This is a genomic window from Rhodovulum sp. DZ06 (genome assembly GCF_050586345.1).
Classification (GTDB): Bacteria; Pseudomonadota; Alphaproteobacteria; order Rhodobacterales; family Rhodobacteraceae; genus JBOCEF01.
Map to the genome: position 1 here is coordinate 22,572 of NZ_JBOCEF010000035.1, position 20,578 is coordinate 43,149.

Sequence of the window (20,578 nt, forward strand, 5' to 3'; positions counted from 1 at the left end):
CTTCCCGCCCGAAAAGGTGGGATTCGCGCCACAGGCGCCCCTCGCGCGGCGGCCCGCCGCCCCGCCGCGCTTGCCCCGAATCGCCGCGCGGCTGTAAAGGGCGCTCCGGATCCGCTATGATGCGGCCCACGTCCCCGTCCATCGCCGCCCAGCTTACCGGCCCCGCCCGAAGGCTATGCCATGACCGATCAGGACCTGCAGACCCGCCTCGCGACCGTGACCAAGCCGGCGCGGCCCAAGCTGTGGAAAGTCATCCTTCTGAATGACGACTACACCCCGCGGGATTTCGTGACCCTGATCCTGATGGCCACCTTCCGGATGACCGAGGACGAGGCCGCGGGCGTGATGCTGACCGCCCATCGCAAGGGCGCCTGCGTGGTCGCCGTCTATACCCGCGAGGTGGCCGAGACCAAGGCGACCGACGCGATGGAGCAGGCCAAGCAGATGGGCTTCCCCCTCGCCTTCTCGACCGAACCGGAAGAGTGACCGGCGCCGGCCCCGCGACCGTGCGGTAACGACGACCCGGAGCGGCGTATTCGGCCCGCGGCGACGCATTTGACCTGAGTCATGGCCGGCCCGTTGCGGCCCCTGTACTCAGCGCCGATCGTTTCGTCCCGCCCCCGAGGTCCGCCCATGCTCCGCCCCGCCGCCCTCTGCGTCTCGCTCGCCCTCGCCCTCGCCGCCCCGGCCGCCGCCGCCGACTGGTCCGAGCGCGACATCTGCCGCGCGGGCATCCAGACCTTCTTCGACCTGCCCGAGGCGCCGATCGACGACGCAAGCGCCGATTTCCGCGACCACATGGGGTTCGAGGGGCGCAACGGCATCATCCGCCGCCAATACGCCTGCCGGGTGCAGAAGGACCGCATCGCCATCCGCTGGTTCGTCGACGGCCACCGCAAGCGGGACGCGCGCACGACCTGGGAGGTCGACGGCGACGCGCTGGTGATCCACGCCAGGAACGCCGAGGCGCGCTTCCCCGCCGAATGATCCGCGGCGGAGGGCGCCCCCCGCCTCAGCGCGGGATCCGCACCACCGCCTTCAGCCCCCCCAGCGCGTCCGAGCGGTCCAGCAGCACCACGCCCCCGTGGCTGCGCGCGACGTCGAGCGCGATGGCGAGGCCGAGGCCCGCGCCGCCGCCCGCATCCATGTTGCGCGCCTCGTCGAGGCGGGAGAACGCGCGGAAGGCGGTCTCGCGCAGCTCCTCGGGGATGCCGGGGCCGTCATCCTCGATCACGAACTCGACCGAGCGGCGGTTGGCGCGCAGGCTCGTCTCCACCCGCCGCCCATAGCGCACGGCGTTGTCCACCAGGTTGGTCAGCGCCCGCGCCACCGCGCCGACGCGCAGCGCCATCGGCGCGACCTCCTCCTCCGGCAGGCTCAGCCCCACCTCGCGGCCCATGCGGCGCTGGTCCTCGACCACCCCTTCGAGGAGCGCCGCGGGGCTGACCGAGGCCGGCTCCTCGGCCCCTTCCCCGCGCGAGAAGTCGAGGAATTCCTGCACCATCCGCTCCATCTGCGCGACGTCGCGCTTCAGGTCGTCGGTCTCCGGGCCCGGCTCGGTGAATTCCAGCGCCAGCTTCATCCGGGTCAGCGGCGTGCGCAGGTCGTGGCTGACGGCCGAGAGCATCCGGGTGCGCTGCTCGATCTGCCGCTCGATCCGGCGGCGCATCTCGAGGAAGGCGGCCCCGGCGCGGCGGACCTCCTCGGCGCCCGCGGGGCGGAAGGGGGTGGCGCGGCCCTTGCCGAAGGCCTCGGCGGCGACGGCCAGCGCCTTGATGGGCCGCACCTGGTTGCGCAGGAACAGCACCGCGACGACCACCAGCGCGGTGGCGGTGACCACCATCCAGACCAGCAGGAGATGCGGGTTGGAGGCGATGGTCCGCCGCCGCGGGATCTCGGCGCGCAGCACGCCCTTGGAGGTCTCGATCCCCACCACGGCGGCCTTGTCCACGGACACGAGATCCACCGCCATCGGCCGGGTCAGGTGGCGCCTGAGCGTGTCGGCGAGGGCCGAGCCGGAGACGTCGTAGAACCGCCGCCGCGCCTCGAGCGACAGCAGCGTGTCGGGCAGCAGCTGCAACCCCAGCCCCAGCGGGCGGGCGAGCTCGTCCAGCCGCGCCTGCGCCGCATCGTGGCTTTCGGCGGCGTCCACCACGTCGGCGGCATAGGACAGCTCCAGCGCCACGGCCCCGGCCATCTGGGCGGTGACGCCGGCATAGTGGCGCTGGATGAACAGGCCGGTGACGACCAGCTGCAACAGCAGGATCGGCAGCAGCAGGATCATCAGCGCGCGGCCGAACAGGCTTTTGGGCAGATAGCGTTTTATGATCGGGCGGCTCATGCCCCGCATCCTCGCGCGCCGGGCGCGGAATGCAAGCGCGCGCGTTGACGGGCGCGGCGGGGCCGGGGAAGGTGGCGCGCGGCCCGACCGGGCCGAACCGCTGCAAGGAGAGAGCCGCCCCATGTCCGCATCCGACCCGTTCGACCGTTCCCAGGACGTGGCCCATGGCGTGGCCGAAACCTTCGAGCCCGGCATCCGCCGCGTGGTCTGCCCCAATCCGGGGCCGATGACCTTCACCGGCACCAATTCCTGGATCCTCGGGACGGGCCGCGTCGCGATCCTCGACCCCGGCCCGGACATCCCCGAACACCGCGCCGCGCTGCTCGCGGCGCTGGGGCCGGGCGAGGAGGTCGAGGCGATCCTCGTCACCCATTCCCATGTCGACCATTCCCCCGGCGCCCGCCCGCTCGCGGAAGAAACCGGCGCCCCCATCATCGCCTTCGGCCCCCATGGCGCGGGGATCAGCCCGCGGATGGCGGCGCTGGCGGAGTCGGGCGCGGAATTCGGCGGCGGCGAGGGCTCGGACCGCGATTTCCAGCCGGACATCGCGCTCTGCGACGGAGAGGTCTATGCCGGGACCGGCTGGACCGTGCGCGCGATCCACACCCCCGGGCACCTGTCCAACCATCTCTGCTTCGCGGTGGAGCGGCTGGAGGGCGGGCGCCCCGGCGCGGTGTTCTCGGGCGATCACGTGATGGCCTGGGCGACGACCATGGTCTCGCCCCCCGACGGGGACATGGCCGCCTTCATGGCCTCCTTGCGCAAGATGCGGACGCGGGCGGACCAGGACCGGGTCTACTACCCCGGCCACGGCGCCCCGGTGCAGGACCCGGCGGGGATGATCGACCACCAGCTGGCGCATCGCGAGGCGCGGGCCGCGCAGGTGGCCGAGGCGCTGGGGAAGATGGGTCCCGCCACCCCGGCCGAGCTGACCGCGGTGATCTATGCCGATATCGACAAGGCGCTGCACGCGCCCGCCGCGCGCAACGTGTTCAGCGCCCTTCTGGGGATGCTGGAGGAGGGGACCGCGACCCATGACGGGCCGCTGTCGCCGGACGCCGCCTTCCGGCTGGCCTGAGACGCGCGGGGCGGCGGCGACGGGCGGCGGGACGACGGGGCGACGGGCGACGGGCGACGGGCGACGGGCGACGGGACGCGGCCTCAGTCGCAGATCTGCTGCAACGCCAGCCAGCCCTCGTCCTGCAGCGCGGGGCGGAAGGGCGCGTCGCCGATCACGTCCGCCGCCCGCGCCTTGGCCGCGCGGCCCGAAAGATCGGGATGGGTCGCGAGATGCGAGATCCGCGGCGCGCCGCGCTCGGCCTCCAGCCGCTCGAACATCTCGGCCAGCGCGGCCGAGGGCAGCCCGGCCGCGGCCAGGATCTCCAGCGCGCGGTCGTCGGCGGCGCTCTCCGCCTCCTGCCTGTAGGCGCCGCCCACGGCCTGCTGGGCGACGGCGGACGTGGCCGCGCCGCCGGCATAGTCTCCGACCACCAGGCTCATCACCACGCCCGCGCCGACCGACCGGAACGTCTCGCGCAGCGGGTCGCGGGCCTCGGCATGGGCGATCTCGTGCGCCAGGATCGCGGCGAACTGCTCGGGCGTCTGCGCGAAATCGAGCAGGGCCGAGAACATCAGGATCCGCCCCCCCGGCAGGGTCACGGCGTTGAGGGCGGGGCCCCGCAGCACCATCACCCGCAGCGGCGGGGCGTCCGGGGCGCCTTCGCGCAGGCGGGCGGTCAGCCGGTCGAGCGCGGCCTGCCCGCCGGGGGCGCGGCACAGCGCGTCCTCGCCCGCGGCGCCCATGGACCGCGCGGCGACGCCGACCACCGCGTCGCCGACGCGCTCGGCCCGCTCCTGCGGCACAGAGGCGGCGAGGCGCTCGGCGGCCAGCGGCGCGAGGAAGAACACCATCCCCGCCAGCACGCCGATGGCGGCGCCGATCATGCCGATGCGCCGCCCGATCCGGGCCGCGCCGACCTTCGGCCCAGCCTCGAGATCCGGGCACACCTGGCGAATCGCGTCGATCATCGACGGGTCCGTGAGGGTCAGCCGTTCCTCGGATTCATGCCCCGGCGAGACGCGCAGCACCTCGCGCCCATGCTCGTCCCTGGTCGAGGAGACCTTGCGCAGGCTGGCCAGCGCCCAGTGCTCCATCGGGCGGTCCTGGAGGTCGAGCACGGTGAGCGTCGCCTCGCCGAACCGGATGATCACGTCATGGGGGCGGGCGCTCTCGCCGTCGAAATAGACGGCCTCGGCTTCGAGAAGGGCGTATCGGTCAAGGGCGGTCATGCGAAAGGGCGGAAGCGTCCTTCTGGGCGGAGGGGCGATTCGGGATCGCCCCTCCCGGGACCCCCTGCGTAACGCGGAACGGCGCCCGCGGGAACCGGCGCGTCGGCGCCGGGCGCCGCACCTCCGGGGCGGGGATGCGGGCGCGGGGCCGGAAGCGGAACTCGGAAGCGGAATCGGAAGCCGGGGTCAGAACCCGACGTCGATATCCATGGCGTCGGCCAGGCCCTCGGCCTCGCGCGGGCCGGCGGCGGCGCGCTGGCGGGCGCGGTCGAGCGAGGCGAGCCCCTCCACGTGCACCGACTTGCACAGCCGCGAATGGAAGGCGCGGAACATGACGGCCGAGGTCAGCCACATCATCAGCAGCGCGGTCATGCCGATATTCATGACGCGCGAGAGCAGCAGCAGCGCCTGCGCGGTCATGTCGTCGCCCATCGAGGTCAGCAGCTCGAACATGTTCGACGCGTCCCAGCCCTGGACCATCGCCTCGCGGTCGATGGTCAGCACCGGGAGGACGGCGATCACGCCGATCAGGATGGCGATGGGCAGGCCCGGCCAGATCATCCGCCACAGCACCGCCAGCCACGCCGCCAGGTAGGTGCGCGCGGTGAAGGAGCAAGTGGCGACGGCCTCGGCGATGCGGCGGCCCTCGACGAACAGCCGGATCTCGGCCGCGCGGTACGAGGCCCAGGCCAGGAACAGCGCCCCCAGCCAGCCGAACACGGCCGCCGACTGCGCCCCGGGCGAGGCGGCGGCGAAGCCGAAGGCGATGTCGGCGAGGCGGTCGCGGATGTCGGCGGCGACGCGCAGGGTGGCCTGCAGCTCCGGCGAGGCGGCGGACCAGGCGGCGAACAGCGTGTCCGAGGCGGCGTCGAAGGCCTGCGCGGCCACGCCGGTCTCGATCGAGGGTTCGGGGGCGGCCCCGGCGCCTGCATCGGCATCGGCCCCGGCATCGGCCCCGGCGCCCCCGGCGTCGGCCGGAGACGCGGCGACCGGGCCCGACGGCGCCTGCACCCCGGGCACGCCGGGCAGCGGCAGGCCGGGCGTGGCGGGGGCGGCCCCGGCGGCGGCGCCCGCGCCCGCGGCGGGTCCCGCAGAGGGCCCCCGGGCGGCGGCGGCATAGGGCGAATTCACCGGCGGCGGCAGGCGCAGCCCCGGCGGCGGGGCCGGAAGCTCGCCCGGCTCCAGCTCTCCGCCCATCAGCGGCGGCGGCGCGATGATCATCACCTGGGGGGCCGGGGCGGGCTCCGGCTCGGGCTCGGGCGCAGGGGAAGCGGCGCCCCCCGCCGCGGCGCCGTCCCCGCCGCCAGCCGCATCCGCCGGGCCGGCGGCGGCGCGCGCCTCGGCGGCGGCGGCGGCCTGGGCGCCGATCGGGGGCAGCAGGCCCTCGGCCTCCAGCGTGCGCCAGCTGGCCGCGAGGCCGAGCGCCAGCGGCCCGCCCAGCAGCGCCAGCACCAGCGCCCAGCGCGGCATCAGCCGCCAGGCGGAGGCGGAGAAGCTGAACTTCTCCTTCCCCCACCAGCTGCGGTCGGTCATGTACCGCTCGCGCGCCACCCGCAGGAACGGGTTGGCGAGGCCGAGCGTCAGCAGCGTGACCGGCGCCCAGAACGCCCAGCGCGCGGCGAGGCCGAGGCCCGAGCCGGTCATCTCCATCCGCAGCCCGCGCCACTTGGTGCGCCGCATCCGGTAGCGGCGGGCGCGGAAGCGGGCGTATTCGATCAGCGGGGCGATCATGACCAGGCCCGCCAGGATCAGCCCCTGCCAGGCGGCGGCGGCGGCGGCGGGGTCGGTCTCGCCCGCCAGGTCGAGGCCCATGTAAGACAGCGCGAGGCTGAGCGCGAAGCCCATCCCCCCGAGGAAGATCACCGCGACGACGGCGCCGAAGAACAGCTCCCACCCGTTGCCGGTATATTCGAACGGCTCGCCGCCGAGGCGGGTGTGCGACCAGATCGACCGGCGCATGGCCGCCTTCTGCCAGAACCGCCAGAGGCCGAGGGTCAGGACGGTGGCCAGCCCGTGCGAGACGACGACGGCGGTCAGGTCGCCGCCGTTCTTGGCATAGGCGAAGTCGCCGCTGCGGCGCACGCCGACGGGCGCGCCCTCGGCCGGGTCATGATAGGGATCGCCGGGGGGGCCCGAGGGGGTCCCGGGCCGGGCGCGGCCGCGGGCGCCGGGACCCGCGCCATGGCCCGCGCCGGGGCCTGCATCGGCCTCGGGGTCCGGGAAGTCGCGGGCCGCGATCTCCTCGGCCGTGAACAGCCCCGAGGGGCGGTCCGAGATCATGTCGCCGAACAGCTCCTCGATGCTCTCACGCGGCGCGTCCTGCCGCCTCTGGCGGCGGCGGACCGGCTGAACCGGCTGTTCGGGCATACGCAGGACTCCCCGGAGGAACGACAACTCACGCGGCCATGATACCCCCGCGAGGGGGCGAACGGGAAGGCGAACGAAGGTTTTCAGGGCGTTGCGCGGCGATTTTCCCACGCAAATGCGCCGAAAACGCGGACGCCCCGGCTGAAACCGGGGCGCCTGTTCATGCACGCTTCAGAGGGCGGTCATCCCGCGCTCATCTTGGCCGGCCTCAGGCCGCCTCGGGGTGCTTGTAGTCCATCTGCGTGAGAATCTTGCGCAGCTCGAGCTTGGAGATCTTGCCCGTGGCGGTGTGCGGGAGTTCATCCAGGTAGACCACGTCGTCGGGGATCTGCCACTTGGCGAAGTGCTTCTCCACCTCGGCCAGGATCTCCTCCTTCGGCGGGCGGGCGCCGTTCAGGCCCACGACGCAGAGGATCGGGCGCTCGCCCCACTTGGCGTGCGGCACGCCGATGGCGGCGGCCTCGGCGACCTGCGGATGGGCGACCGCGGCGTTCTCCAGCTCGATCGACGAGATCCACTCGCCGCCCGACTTGATCACGTCCTTGGACCGGTCGGTGATGCGCACATAGGCGTGCGGGTCCACCGAGGCGACGTCGCCGGTGTCGAACCAGCTTTCATCGTCCACCGCCGTGTCGTCGAAGTTGTGGTACCGCTTCACCACCGCCGGGCCGCGGACCAGCAGGCGGCCCTGGGCGGCGTCGTCCCACGGAAGCTCCACCCCATCGTCGTCGGTGATCTTCAGGTCCACGCCGAAGGGCGGGTGGCCGACGGTGCACTGGGCGTCGACGCGGCCCTTGTCGTCCCGGGCCATGATCTCGGGCTTGAGGGTGCAGACGGTCCCGAGGGGCGACATCTCGGTCATCCCCCAGGCGTGGATCACCTGCACGCCGTAATCGTTCTGGAACGCCTCGATCACCGCGCGCGGGCAGGACGACCCGCCGATCACCACCCGCTCGAGCGTGTCGAGCTTGAGGTTGTTGGCGCGCATGTGCGGCAGCAGGCCGAGCCAGATGGTCGGCACGGCGGCGGTGAAGGTGACGCCCATGTCGAGGATCTCGTAGATCCCCGCCGGGGTCATGTCGCGGCCGGGCATGACCATCTCGGCGCCCGCCATCGGGGCGGTGTAGGCGATGCCCCAGCCATTGGCGTGGAACAGCGGCACGATGGGGGTGACCACCTCGCGCGAGTGCAGGCCGATGCAGTCCGGGCCGAGCGACATCATCGCGTGCAGCACGTTGGACCGGTTGGAATACATCACCCCCTTGGGGTTGCCGGTGGTGCCGGAGGTGTAGCACAGGCCCGAGGGATCGCGCTCATCGACCTCGACCCAAGGGAACTCGGGGTCGCCATCGGCCACCCATTCCTCGTAGCAGATCGCGCCCGGCAGGGTCGTCTCGGGCATGTGCTCGCGGTCGGTCAGCACGATGTAATGCTCGACCGTCGGCAGCTTGCCCGCGGCGGCGAGCCCTTCGAGGACCTTCACCAGGTCCGCGTCGATCATGATCGCCTTGTCCGGGGCGTGGTTGATGATGTACTCGAGCTGCTCCTGGAACAGGCGCGGGTTGAGGGTGTGGTTCACCATCCCGGCGCCGGCGATGCCGTACCACACTTCCATGTGGCGCACGGTGTTCCAGGCCATCACGCCGATGCAGTCGCCCTTGGAGAGCCCGAGCTTGACCAGCTTGTCCGCCACCATGCGGGCGCGGCGGTTGATCTCGGCCCAGTTGCTCTCGACGAAGGGCCCCTCGGCCGAGCGGCCGCGCACGCGGCGGTCGCCATGGTACTTCGCGGCGTGGTCGATGATGGCGGAGACGCGCAGCGGGAAATCCTGCATTTCGCCGATCATGTCCGTTCCTCCCAGTTCGGTTGTCGGTATCCGGGGGGAATGTAACGCAACAGACGCGCTGCGAAAGGTCGTTTCGAAATGTTGCGGCGCTTCGCTGGAAAGTTCCTTTTCGGAACGCTTCTCGGGCCTTGCGCCCGTTGCGTCAGGCGCCCTGCTTCGGGGCGCCCCGGGCGGGCTTGCCGCGCCGCGGCATGGGCTGCAGGACCGGCGCCCCGAGCGCGAGCGCGGCCGAGAGCGACGCCTCGGTCCCGTGGGGGGCGTTGAGAATCAACATCCCCGTCCCGGTCATCCCGGCGCCGCCCTTCAGCTCGAACGCGTTCTCCAGCACCAGCGGGCGCAGGACCGACACCTTCTGGCGCAGGTCCATGTGCCGGCCGGCGGGCAGGATCGGGTACCAGACGGCGATGATCGCCTCGGGCCAGCGCACGAGGCAGTCCATGGCGAGCTGGCCGGTGGAGACGTATTCCTCCTTCAGCTCATAGGACGGGTCGATCAGCACCAGCCCGCGGCGCTCGGAGGGGGGCAGGCGGTCGCGCGCGCCTTCGCCGCCGTCGCGCTTCTCGATCAGCGGGTCGGGGCCGGGGAGGGCGCAGGCGTCGAAGGTCTCGCACAGCGCGCGGTGTTCGGCCGGGTGCAGTTCCATCAGCGCCATCAGGTCGGTGTCGCGCAGCAGGGCGCGGGCGACGAGGGGCGAGCCGGGATAGGCGCGGGGGCCATAGGCGGCGCGGACCTGCCGGAGCGCGGCGGTGAAAGGGTGCGGGGGGAGCTTGCCGAGGGCCTTCTCCCAGGCCTCGACGCCCTCCGCCGCCTCGCCGGTCTTCTGCGCCTCGACGCCCCCGAGGTCATAGAGGCCGCGGCCCGCATGGGTCTCGAAATACGCGACGGGGCGCTTCTTGCGGGTCAGCTGCGCCAGAAGCGTCGCGAGCACGAGATGCTTGGCGAGATCGGCCGGGCCGCCCGCGTGATAGGCGTGCTGGTAGGACAGGGACATGGGCCGCGCCTCAGCCCAGCGCCTTGCGGAAGGCGGCCAGCGCCTCGGCCGCGGCGGTGTCGGGCGGGGTGTCGCCGCCCCCGACCTGCGCCTCGAGCTTCGGCAGCAGCTCGGCCACCGCGGGGGCGGAGCGGAAGAGTTCCGCCAGGCGCCCCTCGATCTCGGCCCGCATCCAGGTCACGGCCTGCTCGCGGCGGCGGTTGTCGCGGATGCCGCCCTCGCGCCGCCAGCCGTCGAGGGCGCGGATCTCCTCCCACACCGTCTCGAGGCCCCGGTCCTCGAGCGCGGAGACGGCGATGGCCTTGGGGAAATCCTTGGGGTCCTGCGGGCGCTTGCGCAGCAGGCGCAGGGCGCCGGCGTAATCGGCGCGGGTGCGCTCGGCCGCGGGTTTCAGGTCCCCGTCGGCCTTGTTCACCAGGATCATGTCGCAGATCTCCATGATCCCGCGCTTGACGCCCTGGAGCTCGTCGCCCCCCGCGGGAGCCATGAGCAGCAGGAAGATGTCTGTCATGTCGGCGACCATGGTCTCGGACTGGCCCACGCCGACGGTCTCCACCAGGATCACGTCGAAGCCCGCGGCCTCGCACAGGATGATCGCCTCGCGCGTGCGGCGAGCGACGCCGCCGAGGGCGGCGGAGGAGGGCGAGGGGCGGATGAAGGCGTTCTTCTCGCGCGTCAGGTATTCCATCCGCGTCTTGTCCCCGAGGATGGATCCCCCGGTGCGGGCCGAGGACGGGTCGACGGCGAGGACGGCGACCTTCAGCCCCGCCTTCACCAGCATCATGCCGAAGCTCTCGATGAAGGTGGATTTGCCGACGCCGGGCGTGCCCGAGAGGCCGACGCGGATCGCCTGGTCATGCTTGCCATAGAGGCGGCGCATCAGCGCCTCGGCCGCCGCGCGGTGATCGGGGCGGGTGGATTCCACCAGCGTGATGGCGCGGGCGAGGGCGCGGCGCTCTCCGGCTTCGAGGCGGACGGCCAGGTCCTCGGCCAGCGCTTCGGCGGCGGCGGCGGCTTCGGCGGTCGCGGCAGGGGCGGGCTGGGACATGGGCGCGGGATCTCCCGGATACGTGATGGGCGGCGAGGGACCGATTGCGGCGGGGCGCGCGGCGGGCGGGGCCCGATCCGGCGGGGCGGAGCGGGCCGATCCGCCCAAGCTGCGGCGGAAACCCGGCGGCGTGGGTCATGACATCGCCCAACCCTATCCCATATGCCAAGGGGAGGGCCAAGCCCCCGGCCCCGCGGCGATGCGCGCGCGGAGCGGCGGGAGGCGGGGCCGAGAGACCGTCGAGAGACACCCGGGCGCGCCCTTCCCATCCGCGCGCCCCAGCCGATCGGAGGCGCCGATGCGCAGCGCACGAGAGCCCGACCAGAAGAAACCCGCCCGCGCCGGCGCCCGCCGCCGCGCCCTGCCGGGCGGCGACCGTCCGTCCGCCCTGCCCCACGGAACCCTGATGCGCTCGGCCCGCAAGGCGCGGGCGGGGGTGGGGGCGCTGCTGTTCGCCGCCGCGGGGATCGGCCTTGGCGCGGTGTTCGGCGCCGCCGACGCCGCCCCCGAGGCGGGGCTGGCCGAGGGGCCGAAGGCCGAGGTGTTCGACCTCTATTTCGGCGGCTTTCCCATCGGCGACGTGCGCCTGGCGCTGGAGATGGACGGCGACCGCTACAGCGCCGCGGCGAAGGGCGAGGCGTCGGGGCTGATCTCCGCCATCGTCGGGGGCCGGTTCTCGGCCACCGCGTCGGGCGCGGCGCCGGGGGGCGACCCGCTGGCCCCGGGCGCCTCCCCGGCGCTGTTCGAGGCCGAGGGCAGCTTCGCGGATGATTCCATGGAGCTGTCGATCGCCTTCGACGGCGGCGACGTGACCGACGTGACCGCGGTTCCGCCCTACAAGAGCCGCCCGTGGGAGGCCGAGGCCCGGGCCTGGCAGGGCGCGGTGGACCCGCTGACCGCCATCGCGCTGATGCTGCGCGAGCGGCCGGGCGGGGCGCTGTGCGACGCGGCGATGGAGATTTTCGACGGCCGCCGGGTGGTGCGCGCGCAGCTGGGCGCGCCGGAGAAGGTGGCGAAGACGGACGAGGTGAAGTGCTCGGGCGTCATCGAGCGCAAGGCGGGGTTCAAGCCGAAGATGATGAAGAAGCCGCCGATGGAGTTCCGGGTCTATTTCGGCCCGCGGGACGGCGGGCTGGCGCTGAAGCGGGTGATGGTGCCGACCGACTGGGGCGTGGCGACCGCGGTGCGCCGCGGCAGCTGAGGGTTTTCCCCGGTTGAGGGTTTCCCCGGTGGGCGGGCGGCCTCGGGGGGCCTGAAGCCCCCGCTCGCCCGCCCGCGCCGCGCCGGGGCGCGGCGGCGCCCGGGATGGAACCTGGAGACGAGAACGGCCCGCGCCGGGAAGCGCGGGCCGTTTTTCATTCCGGGACCCGGGGGGCGATCACTCGCCGCCGCCGCCCCCGCCGCTGCGCCGACGGCGCGGGCCGCCGCTGCGGCGCCGGGCCGGGGCGTCGCCGCCGCCATTGCGCCGGGGCGCGGTCTCGCCGCCCCCGCCGCGGCGCCGGTCGCCGCCCTTGGGCCCGCGGCCCTCGCCGCCGCCCGCCGCGCGCGGGGCGCCCTCGGCCCGCGGCTTGCGGGCCGGGCGGCCGTCCTGCTCGCCGCCGCCGCGGGCGGGCTTGCCCTGCGGGCGGCCCTGGCCGCGGCCCTGCGCCTGCTTCTGGCCCTGGCCCTGCGCCTGCTGGCCGCCGCCGCCGCGCCGCCGCCCGCCCTTCTTGGCGGGCTTGGCGAGGTAGACCTCCTCGGCGCTCGGCCCGTCGCCGATCAGCCGCGGGGTCATCTCGGTCAGCATGATGATGTCGCGCAGATAGGGGATCTCGTCCGGGCAGCAGAGCGACAGGGCGATGCCGCTGGCCCCGGCGCGCGCGGTGCGGCCGATGCGGTGGACATAGGCCTCGGCGACCTCGGGGAGCTCATAGTTCACCACGTGGGTGACGCCCTCGACATCGATGCCGCGCGCCGCCACGTCGGTGGCCACGAGGATGTGGACCCGGCCGTGCCGGAACCCGTTCAGCACCTTGTCGCGCTTGCCCTGGGTCTTGTCGCCATGGATCGCCTCGGCCACCAGCCCGGCCTGGCAGAGCCAGCGGCACACGCGGTCGGCGCCGCGCTTGGTGCGGGTGAAGACGATGCCGCGCTCGACCTTCTCTTCCGTCAGGAAGTCGATCAGCGCGCCCTTCTTCTCCGGGTGCTCCATGTGCATCACGCGCTGGTCGATGCGCTCGACCGGGCGCGAGGCGACGGAGACCGAGACCTCGGCCGGATCGCGCAGGAAGTCGTCGGCCAGCCCGCGGATCGCCTTGGGCATGGTGGCCGAGAACAGCACCGTCTGCCGCCCCGGCGCGCAGGCCGAGAGGATCTTGCGCACGGCCGGAAGGAAGCCGAGGTCGAGCATCTGGTCGGCCTCGTCGAGGATCACCAGGTCGGCGCCCGACACGTTCACCGCGCCGGTCTCCATGTGGTCCATCAGGCGGCCGGGGGTGGCGACGATGATGTCGACGCCCGGCGCCACGGCGCGGACCTGCGGGCCGGGGCGCATGCCGCCGACGATGGTGGCGACGGCGGGGCGCAGGCGCGAGCCATAGGTGCGGATCGCGTCGCCGATCTGGCCGGCGAGTTCGCGCGTCGGGGTCAGGATCAGCGTGCGGCAGCCCTTGGGCTTCGGCTGCACGCCTTCCGAGGCGCGCTGCAGCGCGGGCAAAACGAAGGAGGCGGTCTTGCCGGACCCGGTCTGGGCGACGCCGACAAGGTCGCGCCCTTCAAGGATCACGGGGATCGACTGGGCCTGGATGGGGGTGGGGGTGTCGTAGCCCTGGGCTTCGACGGAAACGAGGATCTTCTCGGCGAGGCCGAGATCGGAAAAACGGGTCAAACCGGCGCTTTCAACAGGCGGCCCGGGCGCGCCGGATCTTCGGCGCGCGCAACAAGGCCGCGGGGTCGGTGCGTGGAGCTTGCGTAGAACAGCCTCAGGCGTTCTGGATGGCCGCGAAGGCGCGGCCGCTGGGCGCCCGGGTCCCGGCGATCATTCGGCCGGGAAGGCGCATCCCCTGCCCCCGTCGACGGCCTTGCCGTCCTCTACGCACGGAGAGGGATCGGCCCCATATGGGCCGGATCGGCGGAAAATGCAATCAAGAACGGCGCTTGCCGCCCCGCAGCACGGGAAAATGATCGTAAAAACCGGCGGAAACCCGCCCCGGCCCGCCCCCGGGCGCCCCGCCGCCGCCGCCGCGCGGGCGCAGCGGCCTCGTCGGGCGCGACGCGGGACGCGCGGCGCGGGCGGGCGAGCGGGGGCTTAACGCCCCCCGAGCCCGCCCGCCCCCGCCGGGACGCTCAGCGCGCCTGGGCGTGGTAGTCGTCGTTGGGCCGCATGTCGGTGGCCGAGGCGACGCGGTTGGTCATGTTGAAGAACCCCGCCACGCTGGCGATGTCGAAGATGTCGGCATCGGTGAACCCCGCCTCGCGCAGCGCGTCGCGGTCCTCTTCCTCGATCTTGTGGCTGCGCTCGGTCATCTTCTCGGCGAAGAGCAGCATCGCCCGGTGCCGCTCGGACAGCGCCGCGGCGCGCCAGTTCATCACCATCAGCTCGCCCAGCTTCGGATCGCCCGACAGCTCGCGCACCGCCGCGCCATGGGCGGTCAGGCAGTAGAAGCACTTGTTGATCGAGCTGACGGCCACCGCGATCATCTCGCGCTCCAGCTTGGTCAGCCCCGAGGGCGCCAGCATCAGGTCGTTGTACATCCCCGAGAAGGCCCGCAGCTTCTCGGGCGCGAAGGCGTAGGCGCGCAGCACGTTCGGCACCATGCCCAGCTTGTCCTGGCAGACGGCGAAATACTTGGCCGTGTCCTCGGGGAGCGGGTCCGCGGGCGGCAGGTCGAGCGCGGTGGGCGGGCCGTCGGGCAGCTCGGGCGGCTGGCGGTCGGGATCGGTGGTCATGCGGGGGGTCCTCCCTGGACAAGGACGCGGCCCGCCATCTTCCGGGCGGGTCCGCAAGGGGGTCGCGCCGGGCCGGTCAGCCCTGCGCGATGCGATAGCGGTATTGCGCGGCGACGGTCATCCCGGCGCGCTCATAGAGGGCGCGGGCCCCGGCATTGGCCTCGGTCACCGCGAGGGCCAGCGTGCCGGCCCCGTTGTCGAGCGCGAAGCGCGCGGCCCCGGCCAGAAGCGCGGTCCCGGCGCCGAAGCGGCGCGCCTCGCGGCGCACCTCGGCGGCGTGGAGCATGGCGACGTCCCCGTCCACGGCGACATGGGCGACGCCCGCGGTGGCGGCGTCGGTGCGGGCCATGATCGTGGCCTTGGGCCCGGCGCAACGCTCCATCACCGCGACCCGCTCGGGCCCGATGCCGCCCTCGGCCCAGATTTCATGCAAGAGCGCGAGGCGCGTGCGCACGGTCACCGCCCGCACGCCCTTCTTCAGCGGCGCGTCGGCCAGCGGGCCCGCGTCGGCGGCGTAGATCACGGTGCGGTCGATGATGTCGTAGCCCCGGGCGGCCAGCAGGTCGTCGAGGCGATCCTCGCCCGGGCGCACCATGAACAGCGGGACCTGCCCCCATTCGCGCATCGCGGCCTCGGCCGGAACGATGTCGGGGGTCGCGCCGGACACGAGCGCGGTGGCGCAGCTGACCCGCTTGCCGCCCCCCGCGCCGCGGCGCAGGCGCCAGCCGGGGGCGAGGTCCTCGCTGGTCTCGGCGGCGGGCCACGTGGCGTCGAGCGCCTCGAACAGGCGGGTGGGGTCGGTGATCATGCGGCAGGCTCCGGAACGGCGGTTCGCAATTGGTAGCCGCCCGGGGAGCCAAGGGCAATCGGCCCGGCGCCGCGCCTGCATGCGCGCGCCGCGATCAGCCCTGGTTCTTGAGCAGCCGCGACTTCTCGCGCTGCCAGTCGCGCTGTTTCGACGTCTCGCGCTTGTCGGCCATCTTCTTGCCCTTGGCGATGCCGATCAGCAGCTTGGCGCGGCCCTTGTCGTTGAAATAGAGCTTCAGCGGCACCAGCGTGGCGCCCTTGCGGGACGCCTCGGCCCAGAGCTTGGCGAGCTCTTTCTGGTGAACCAACAGCTTGCGGCGGCGGCGTTCCTCGTGCCCGAAGGTCTTGGCCTGGAGATAGGGCGCGATGTAGCCGTTGATCAGCCACAGCTCCTCGCCCTCCACCGAGACGTAGGATTCGGCGATGTTCGCCCCGCCCTGGCGCAGGGACTTGACCTCCGACCCCTCAAGGACGATGCCGCATTCCAGCGTGTCCTCGATGGTGTAGTCGTAGCGGGCGCGCCGGTTCTCGGCGACGAGCTTGTTGTTCGGATCGGATTTTTTCGACTGGGCCATGGCGGGCGGATATATGGCGCCCGGGGCGCGACGCCAAGCGCGGAAGGCGGAAATCCCGCGCCCTGCGCCCGATCAGACGCTGATGTCGCCCGAGGCGGCGCCCGGCGGGGCGTCGACGGTGGGCAGCCAGGGCTTGATGTCCACCAGCGGCGTGCCGTCGAAACAGTCGGCGGCGTCGATATGAAGGGTGGTTCCCTCGATCCCCGTCACCTGCACGCAGGCCATCGAGATCGGGTTGGGCCGCGCCGGGGTGCGGATGGCGAAGCAGCCGCGCGGCCCGTCCACGTGGCCGGGGCGCTGCACGGCGATGTCCCGCTCGGCCCGGTCCATCCAGTAGAGCAGCATCACCCAGCGCCCGGGCGCGAGGCCGGTCAGCAGGGCCTCGCATTCGGGAAGCAATTCAACCCGCGCGCCCTGCCCGGTTTCCCGGGCGCGGGCGATGTTCTTCGGGCAATCGCCCTTCGACCAGGGCGTGCGGATGCGGCCCAGGAAGGCGATCGAGGCGTCGCCGCGCGCGGCCGGGTCGAAGCCCAGCCGCTCCTCGCCTTCCCGGATCGCCATCGGATCAGCCGTCCAGCAGACCCGCATGGACCATGGCGGCGCGGACGACCGCCTTGGTCTCCTCGGTCGGCTCGACCAGCGGGGTGCGCACCTGGTCGGTGCACTTGCCCAGCAGCGACAGCGCGTATTTCGCCGGGACCGGGTTCGGCTCCACGAACAGCGCCATGTGCAGCGGGAACAGCTTGTCCTGGATCCCCAGCGCCCGCTTGAAGTCGCCGACGAGGCAGGCTTCCTGGAAGTCGGCGCACAGGCGCGGGGCCACGTTGGCGGTGACCGAGATGCAGCCATGCCCGCCGGTGGCCATGAAGCCCAGCGCGCTGTCGTCATTGCCCGACAGCTGCAGGAAGTCCGGCCCGCAGGCGGCGCGGGTGGCCGAGGCGCGGACCATGTCGCCGGTCGCGTCCTTCACGCCGATGATGCGCGGCAGCTTCGACAGCTCGCCCATCGTCGCCGGGGTCATGTCGATGACCGAGCGGCCGGGGATGTTGTAGATGATGATCGGCAGGTCGCAGGCCGAGTGCAGCTCGGTGTAATGGGCGATCAGGCCGCGCTGGGACGGCTTGTTGTAGTAGGGCGTCACCACCAGCGCCGCGTCGGCGCCCACCGCCTCTGCGAAGCGGATCAGGCGCACGGATTCGGCGGTGTTGTTGGAGCCCGCGCCCGCGATCACCGGGATCTTGCCCCTGGCGGTCTTCACGATCAGCTCGATCACGCCCTCATGCTCGTCGTGGCTCAGCGTGGGGGATTCGCCGGTGGTGCCGACCGCGACGATGCCGGACGAGCCTTCTTCCACGTGCCATTCCACGAGGTCCACCAGGGCTTTCTCGTCCACTTTCCCGTCGCGGAAGGGCGTGACGAGAGCGGGGATCGATCCCTTGAACATGGCGGTTCTCCAGTGGAAGCGGGCCGGGATGGGCCCATGGCGTCAGAGCCCCGGCGCGGCATGCGCAAGGGCGGGCGGGAACCTAGCGGGGAAGCGGGGCCGCGGCAAGCGGGCGCGGGATGATGAATCGTGCGCGCCGCCATCGTCCCGCGCTATGGGACGCGCGGGCCGGTCGGGGCGGTCGGGGCGGCGCTGGGAACGGCGCGGCGGGCGATGCGACGGCGCGGCGCCCGGTCAGCCCCCGAGGCGCGAGAGGCGGCGGCGCAGCTCGGCCTCCTCCTCCTCCGGCAGCGTCGCGCCGGCGCGGGCCAGCTTCGCCGCGCGCTCCAGGTCCTCGGCCAGCGCGGGGGCGCCCTCCGGCGCCGGCGTCGCCTCGGCGGCATCCTGGAGCGAGCCGAACCGGCCGGCGAAGAAGGTCAGCGGCGCGCCCTCGCCGATGGCGCAGTTCATCACCCGGCCGATGAACAGCTCGTGGTCGCCCGCGGGATAGACCGCCTCGTGCGCGCATTCGAACACCGCCAGCGCGCCCTCCAGCACCGGCGCCCCGCCCAGCCCCTCGTGCCAGTCCACCCCGTCGAACCGGTCGAGATCCCGGCGCGCGAAGCGCGAGGCGAGTTCGGCCTGCCCGGCCCCGAGGATGTTGACCGCGTAATGCTCCGCCGCCCGGTAGACGCCGAGCCGCGGCGAGGACCGGGCCAGGGACCACAGGATCAGCGGCGGGTCGAGCGAGACCGAGTTGAAGGAGTTGGCCGTGAACCCCGCCGGCGCCCCGTCGAAGCCGCGGGTGGTGATGATCGTGACCCCGGTGGCGAAGCGGCCGAGCGCGGCGCGCAGGGCCGACAGGTCGCCCGGGTCGATGGCGTCGGGGGCGGAGGCGGGGGTGACGGGCATGGCGGGGCTTTCCTGCGGGGCGCGGCGCGGCGGCCGCCTGTCTTCCCCCCGAAGGTATAGCGCGCGGGGCGGCGAAGGCGAGGGGCGGCGGCGCGTCCGCGTGCCGGACCGCGCCGCCGCGGGGCTGGGCGCGCGCGCCCGCCGCGGGGCAGGCTCGGACAGGCCGAAAACGCCGCGGGACAAGACCGTAAGGGGACCGTTGCAAAAAAGCCGACCGCTCGGTCGATGAAAGCTTGCCCTGCGCGCGGTTTTCCGTTCATTCTGCGCGCCGGCCCGGACCGGGAGACGGGCGGAATGGCAAGATTCCGCTTGGGTCCGCAGCGGCGCGGTGTTATTTGTTATGTCAAATAACATATAACGCGCTAAACAGCCGACAGAGACACGCGCATCTGGGAGGATCGATCATGCGTCTTCTGAACACCCTGGCCGCGGGCGCCCTCGCCCTCGCCGCCGCCATCCCGGCGCAGGCCGCCGATTACACCATGACCATCGCGTCCTGGGCCCCGCCGACCCACGGCTTCAACGCCAAGATGTGGCCGCGCTTCATCGAGATGATGGAGAAGGCGACCGACGGGAAGGTCACCGGCGAGGTGAAGCTGGGCCTGGCCCCGCCGCCCGCGATGATGGACCTGGTGCTGGACGGCGCCGCGGACATGACCATCATCTTCCACGGCTACAACGCCGGCCGCTTCACCACCACCAAGCTGATCGAGCTTCCGGGCTTCGAAGGCTCGGCCGAGGACGCCTCGGTCGCCTACTGGCGCGTGTTCGAGAAGCACCTGGCCGCCGCGAACGAGCACAAGGGCGTGAAGGTCTTCGCCGTCCACACCCATGGCCCGGCCGTGGTGCAGACCGGCGCCGAGCTTTCCAACGGCCTCGCCGACATGAACGGGCTGAAGCTGCGCGTTCCGGGCGGCGTCGCCTCGATGATGGGCGAGCAGCTGGGCGCCATCGGCATCCAGGTTCCGGCCCCGAAGGTCTATGAGACCCTCGCCTCCAACGCCGCCGACGGCGTGGTCATGCCGATCGAATCCCACGCCTCGTTCAAGCTGTTCGAGGTCGCGCCGAACGTGATCTCCATGCCCGGCGGCCTCTATCGCGGCTCCTTCGCCATGCTGATGAGCATGGACACCTGGGACAGCCTGCCGGCCGACGTGCAGGAAGCCCTGGAATCGAAGGTGTTCGGCGAGCCCGCCTCCCGCGTCTTCGGCCAGGTCTGGGACGAGGCCGACGCCGCCGGCCGCGCCGCTGTCGCCGAGGGCAAGTTCCACGAGGCCACCGAGGCCGACCTGAAGCTGCTCTCGAAGATCTCGCAGACCGTGACCACCGCGGTGCTCGAGGAGATCTCCGCGACCGGCGTCGACGCCGCCGCCGCCTACGACATGATCAAGTCCGAGCTCGCCTCGATGAAGTGATCGCCCGGGCGTCTCGCCCGGCGACGAGGGCCCGCCCGCTCCGGGCGGGCCCTCTCCGTATCCAGCCGCACGCAACCGCAGCGCCGGGGGGCCGCCCCCCTCTCGCGCAGACCGACAGGGGCCTTCCGCACCATGTCCAAGTTGACCCGCATCGCCAGATCCGCCGAACTTGCGCCCGCGCTCCTGGGCGCCGCCGCGCTGTTCGCGCTGATGGGCATGACCTTCGCCGACGTGATCCTGCGTTCGGCCTTCGATTCCCCGCTTCCCGCGGCGACCGAGCTGACGCGCATCCTGATGGCGCTGGTGGTGTTCTCGGGCGTGCCGATCATCTCGGCGAAGAACGAGCATATCGCCGTGGACCTGCTCGACCCGCTGTTCAACGCCCGCATGGCGCGTTTTCGCGACGGCGTCCTGGCCGCGCTGTTCGGCGCGCTGCTGTTCTGGCCCGCCGACCGCATCGTGGCGCTGGCCGAGCGCGCCCGGTCCTACGGCGACGTGACCGAATACCTCGCGATCCCGGAATTCTACCCGGCCTGGTTCATCGCCGGCGCCGTGTACCTGACCGCCGCGCTGATGATCGCGCGCGGGCTGATCCTCATCTTCGCGCCCAAGATCCTCGCGCAGGAGACCGTCTGAC

19 protein-coding genes are annotated in these 20,578 nt (G+C 72.8%); 6 read left to right on the plus strand and 13 right to left on the minus strand.

Annotated features, from left to right (window positions below):
- The first annotated feature begins 180 nt into the window (after nucleotides 1-180).
- Entirely contained in the window at nucleotides 181-486 is a 306-nt protein-coding gene (locus ACQ5SO_RS14805; protein WP_430942391.1) for an ATP-dependent Clp protease adaptor ClpS, read from the plus strand.
- A gap of 147 nt (nucleotides 487-633) precedes the next feature.
- Nucleotides 634-987: a hypothetical protein gene (locus tag ACQ5SO_RS14810; protein ID WP_430942392.1), complete on the plus strand. Its 354-nt coding sequence runs from the start codon at nucleotides 634-636 to the stop codon at nucleotides 985-987.
- A 25-nt stretch (nucleotides 988-1,012) separates the two neighbouring features.
- Here ACQ5SO_RS14810 and ACQ5SO_RS14815 read toward each other — a convergent pair whose 3' ends face one another.
- Nucleotides 1,013-2,341, minus strand: a complete 1,329-nt coding sequence (locus tag ACQ5SO_RS14815; protein ID WP_430942393.1) for an ATP-binding protein — start codon at nucleotides 2,339-2,341, stop codon at nucleotides 1,013-1,015.
- A 121-nt stretch (nucleotides 2,342-2,462) separates the two neighbouring features.
- On the opposite strand from ACQ5SO_RS14815, the gene ACQ5SO_RS14820 reads away from it, so the two are divergent.
- Entirely contained in the window at nucleotides 2,463-3,419 is a 957-nt protein-coding gene (locus ACQ5SO_RS14820) for an MBL fold metallo-hydrolase (protein WP_430942394.1), read from the plus strand.
- An 83-nt stretch (nucleotides 3,420-3,502) separates the two neighbouring features.
- Here the strand turns inward: ACQ5SO_RS14820 and ACQ5SO_RS14825 are convergent, their stop codons facing one another.
- The 5 genes from ACQ5SO_RS14825 to meaB all read right to left on the minus strand — a co-directional run bounded on the left by ACQ5SO_RS14825 (nucleotide 3,503) and on the right by meaB (nucleotide 10,882).
- On the minus strand, nucleotides 3,503-4,630 hold the full coding sequence (locus ACQ5SO_RS14825; RefSeq protein WP_430942395.1) for a M48 family metallopeptidase: 1,128 nt from the start codon (nucleotides 4,628-4,630) through the stop codon (nucleotides 3,503-3,505).
- 186 nt (nucleotides 4,631-4,816) lie between these two features.
- Nucleotides 4,817-6,997: a DUF898 family protein gene (locus ACQ5SO_RS14830; RefSeq protein WP_430942396.1), complete on the minus strand. Its 2,181-nt coding sequence runs from the start codon at nucleotides 6,995-6,997 to the stop codon at nucleotides 4,817-4,819.
- 208 nt (nucleotides 6,998-7,205) lie between these two features.
- Nucleotides 7,206-8,843 carry a long-chain-fatty-acid--CoA ligase gene (locus tag ACQ5SO_RS14835; protein ID WP_430942397.1) on the minus strand — a complete coding sequence of 546 codons (1,638 nt, stop codon included), beginning with the start codon at nucleotides 8,841-8,843 and terminating at the stop codon, nucleotides 7,206-7,208.
- Nucleotides 8,844-8,985: 142 nt separating this feature from the next.
- Nucleotides 8,986-9,834 (minus strand): 23S rRNA (adenine(2030)-N(6))-methyltransferase RlmJ, encoded by an 849-nt coding sequence (gene rlmJ / locus ACQ5SO_RS14840; protein ID WP_430942398.1) that lies wholly within the window; start codon nucleotides 9,832-9,834, stop codon nucleotides 8,986-8,988.
- Between the two features lie 10 nt (nucleotides 9,835-9,844).
- Nucleotides 9,845-10,882: a methylmalonyl Co-A mutase-associated GTPase MeaB gene (gene meaB, locus ACQ5SO_RS14845; protein WP_430942399.1), complete on the minus strand. Its 1,038-nt coding sequence runs from the start codon at nucleotides 10,880-10,882 to the stop codon at nucleotides 9,845-9,847.
- Between the two features lie 298 nt (nucleotides 10,883-11,180).
- On the opposite strand from meaB, the gene ACQ5SO_RS14850 reads away from it, so the two are divergent.
- Nucleotides 11,181-12,083 carry a hypothetical protein gene (locus tag ACQ5SO_RS14850; protein ID WP_430942400.1) on the plus strand — a complete coding sequence of 301 codons (903 nt, stop codon included), beginning with the start codon at nucleotides 11,181-11,183 and terminating at the stop codon, nucleotides 12,081-12,083.
- A gap of 177 nt (nucleotides 12,084-12,260) precedes the next feature.
- Here the strand turns inward: ACQ5SO_RS14850 and ACQ5SO_RS14855 are convergent, their stop codons facing one another.
- From ACQ5SO_RS14855 to ACQ5SO_RS14885, 7 genes are all read right to left on the minus strand, one after another.
- The gene (locus tag ACQ5SO_RS14855; protein WP_430942401.1) at nucleotides 12,261-13,748 is read right to left on the minus strand and encodes a DEAD/DEAH box helicase; all 1,488 of its coding nucleotides are present in this window, start codon (nucleotides 13,746-13,748) and stop codon (nucleotides 12,261-12,263) included.
- A gap of 458 nt (nucleotides 13,749-14,206) precedes the next feature.
- Nucleotides 14,207-14,809: a peroxidase-related enzyme gene (locus ACQ5SO_RS14860; protein ID WP_430942402.1), complete on the minus strand. Its 603-nt coding sequence runs from the start codon at nucleotides 14,807-14,809 to the stop codon at nucleotides 14,207-14,209.
- 76 nt (nucleotides 14,810-14,885) lie between these two features.
- Nucleotides 14,886-15,617 carry a GNAT family N-acetyltransferase gene (locus ACQ5SO_RS14865; RefSeq protein WP_430942403.1) on the minus strand — a complete coding sequence of 244 codons (732 nt, stop codon included), beginning with the start codon at nucleotides 15,615-15,617 and terminating at the stop codon, nucleotides 14,886-14,888.
- A gap of 94 nt (nucleotides 15,618-15,711) precedes the next feature.
- Nucleotides 15,712-16,191 (minus strand): SsrA-binding protein SmpB, encoded by a 480-nt coding sequence (smpB, locus tag ACQ5SO_RS14870; protein ID WP_430942404.1) that lies wholly within the window; start codon nucleotides 16,189-16,191, stop codon nucleotides 15,712-15,714.
- Nucleotides 16,192-16,263: 72 nt separating this feature from the next.
- Nucleotides 16,264-16,752 carry an SAM-dependent methyltransferase gene (locus ACQ5SO_RS14875; RefSeq protein ID WP_430942405.1) on the minus strand — a complete coding sequence of 163 codons (489 nt, stop codon included), beginning with the start codon at nucleotides 16,750-16,752 and terminating at the stop codon, nucleotides 16,264-16,266.
- A gap of 4 nt (nucleotides 16,753-16,756) precedes the next feature.
- Nucleotides 16,757-17,635 (minus strand): 4-hydroxy-tetrahydrodipicolinate synthase, encoded by an 879-nt coding sequence (dapA, locus tag ACQ5SO_RS14880; protein ID WP_430942406.1) that lies wholly within the window; start codon nucleotides 17,633-17,635, stop codon nucleotides 16,757-16,759.
- Nucleotides 17,636-17,869: 234 nt separating this feature from the next.
- The gene (locus tag ACQ5SO_RS14885; protein ID WP_430942407.1) at nucleotides 17,870-18,526 is read right to left on the minus strand and encodes a flavin reductase family protein; all 657 of its coding nucleotides are present in this window, start codon (nucleotides 18,524-18,526) and stop codon (nucleotides 17,870-17,872) included.
- Between the two features lie 404 nt (nucleotides 18,527-18,930).
- Here ACQ5SO_RS14885 and ACQ5SO_RS14890 point away from each other — a divergent pair, with 404 nt between their 5' ends.
- Nucleotides 18,931-19,941 carry a TRAP transporter substrate-binding protein gene (locus ACQ5SO_RS14890; RefSeq protein ID WP_430942408.1) on the plus strand — a complete coding sequence of 337 codons (1,011 nt, stop codon included), beginning with the start codon at nucleotides 18,931-18,933 and terminating at the stop codon, nucleotides 19,939-19,941.
- A gap of 132 nt (nucleotides 19,942-20,073) precedes the next feature.
- On the plus strand, nucleotides 20,074-20,577 hold the full coding sequence (locus tag ACQ5SO_RS14895) for a TRAP transporter small permease (protein WP_430942409.1): 504 nt from the start codon (nucleotides 20,074-20,076) through the stop codon (nucleotides 20,575-20,577).
- Nucleotide 20,578 lies beyond the last annotated feature (1 nt).

Coding starts and splice junctions, on each gene's coding strand:
- ACQ5SO_RS14805 (WP_430942391.1), top strand. CDS start 181: ATGACCGATCAGGACCTGCAGACCCGCCTCGCGACCGTGACCAAGCCG.
- ACQ5SO_RS14810 (WP_430942392.1), top strand. CDS start 634: ATGCTCCGCCCCGCCGCCCTCTGCGTCTCGCTCGCCCTCGCCCTCGCC.
- ACQ5SO_RS14815 (WP_430942393.1), bottom strand. CDS start 2,341: ATGAGCCGCCCGATCATAAAACGCTATCTGCCCAAAAGCCTGTTCGGC.
- ACQ5SO_RS14820 (WP_430942394.1), top strand. CDS start 2,463: ATGTCCGCATCCGACCCGTTCGACCGTTCCCAGGACGTGGCCCATGGC.
- ACQ5SO_RS14825 (WP_430942395.1), bottom strand. CDS start 4,630: ATGACCGCCCTTGACCGATACGCCCTTCTCGAAGCCGAGGCCGTCTAT.
- ACQ5SO_RS14830 (WP_430942396.1), bottom strand. CDS start 6,997: ATGCCCGAACAGCCGGTTCAGCCGGTCCGCCGCCGCCAGAGGCGGCAG.
- ACQ5SO_RS14835 (WP_430942397.1), bottom strand. CDS start 8,843: ATGATCGGCGAAATGCAGGATTTCCCGCTGCGCGTCTCCGCCATCATC.
- rlmJ (WP_430942398.1), bottom strand. CDS start 9,834: ATGTCCCTGTCCTACCAGCACGCCTATCACGCGGGCGGCCCGGCCGAT.
- meaB (WP_430942399.1), bottom strand. CDS start 10,882: ATGTCCCAGCCCGCCCCTGCCGCGACCGCCGAAGCCGCCGCCGCCGCC.
- ACQ5SO_RS14850 (WP_430942400.1), top strand. CDS start 11,181: ATGCGCAGCGCACGAGAGCCCGACCAGAAGAAACCCGCCCGCGCCGGC.
- ACQ5SO_RS14860 (WP_430942402.1), bottom strand. CDS start 14,809: ATGACCACCGATCCCGACCGCCAGCCGCCCGAGCTGCCCGACGGCCCG.
- ACQ5SO_RS14865 (WP_430942403.1), bottom strand. CDS start 15,617: ATGATCACCGACCCCACCCGCCTGTTCGAGGCGCTCGACGCCACGTGG.
- smpB (WP_430942404.1), bottom strand. CDS start 16,191: ATGGCCCAGTCGAAAAAATCCGATCCGAACAACAAGCTCGTCGCCGAG.
- ACQ5SO_RS14875 (WP_430942405.1), bottom strand. CDS start 16,752: ATGGCGATCCGGGAAGGCGAGGAGCGGCTGGGCTTCGACCCGGCCGCG.
- dapA (WP_430942406.1), bottom strand. CDS start 17,635: ATGTTCAAGGGATCGATCCCCGCTCTCGTCACGCCCTTCCGCGACGGG.
- ACQ5SO_RS14885 (WP_430942407.1), bottom strand. CDS start 18,526: ATGCCCGTCACCCCCGCCTCCGCCCCCGACGCCATCGACCCGGGCGAC.
- ACQ5SO_RS14890 (WP_430942408.1), top strand. CDS start 18,931: ATGCGTCTTCTGAACACCCTGGCCGCGGGCGCCCTCGCCCTCGCCGCC.
- ACQ5SO_RS14895 (WP_430942409.1), top strand. CDS start 20,074: ATGTCCAAGTTGACCCGCATCGCCAGATCCGCCGAACTTGCGCCCGCG.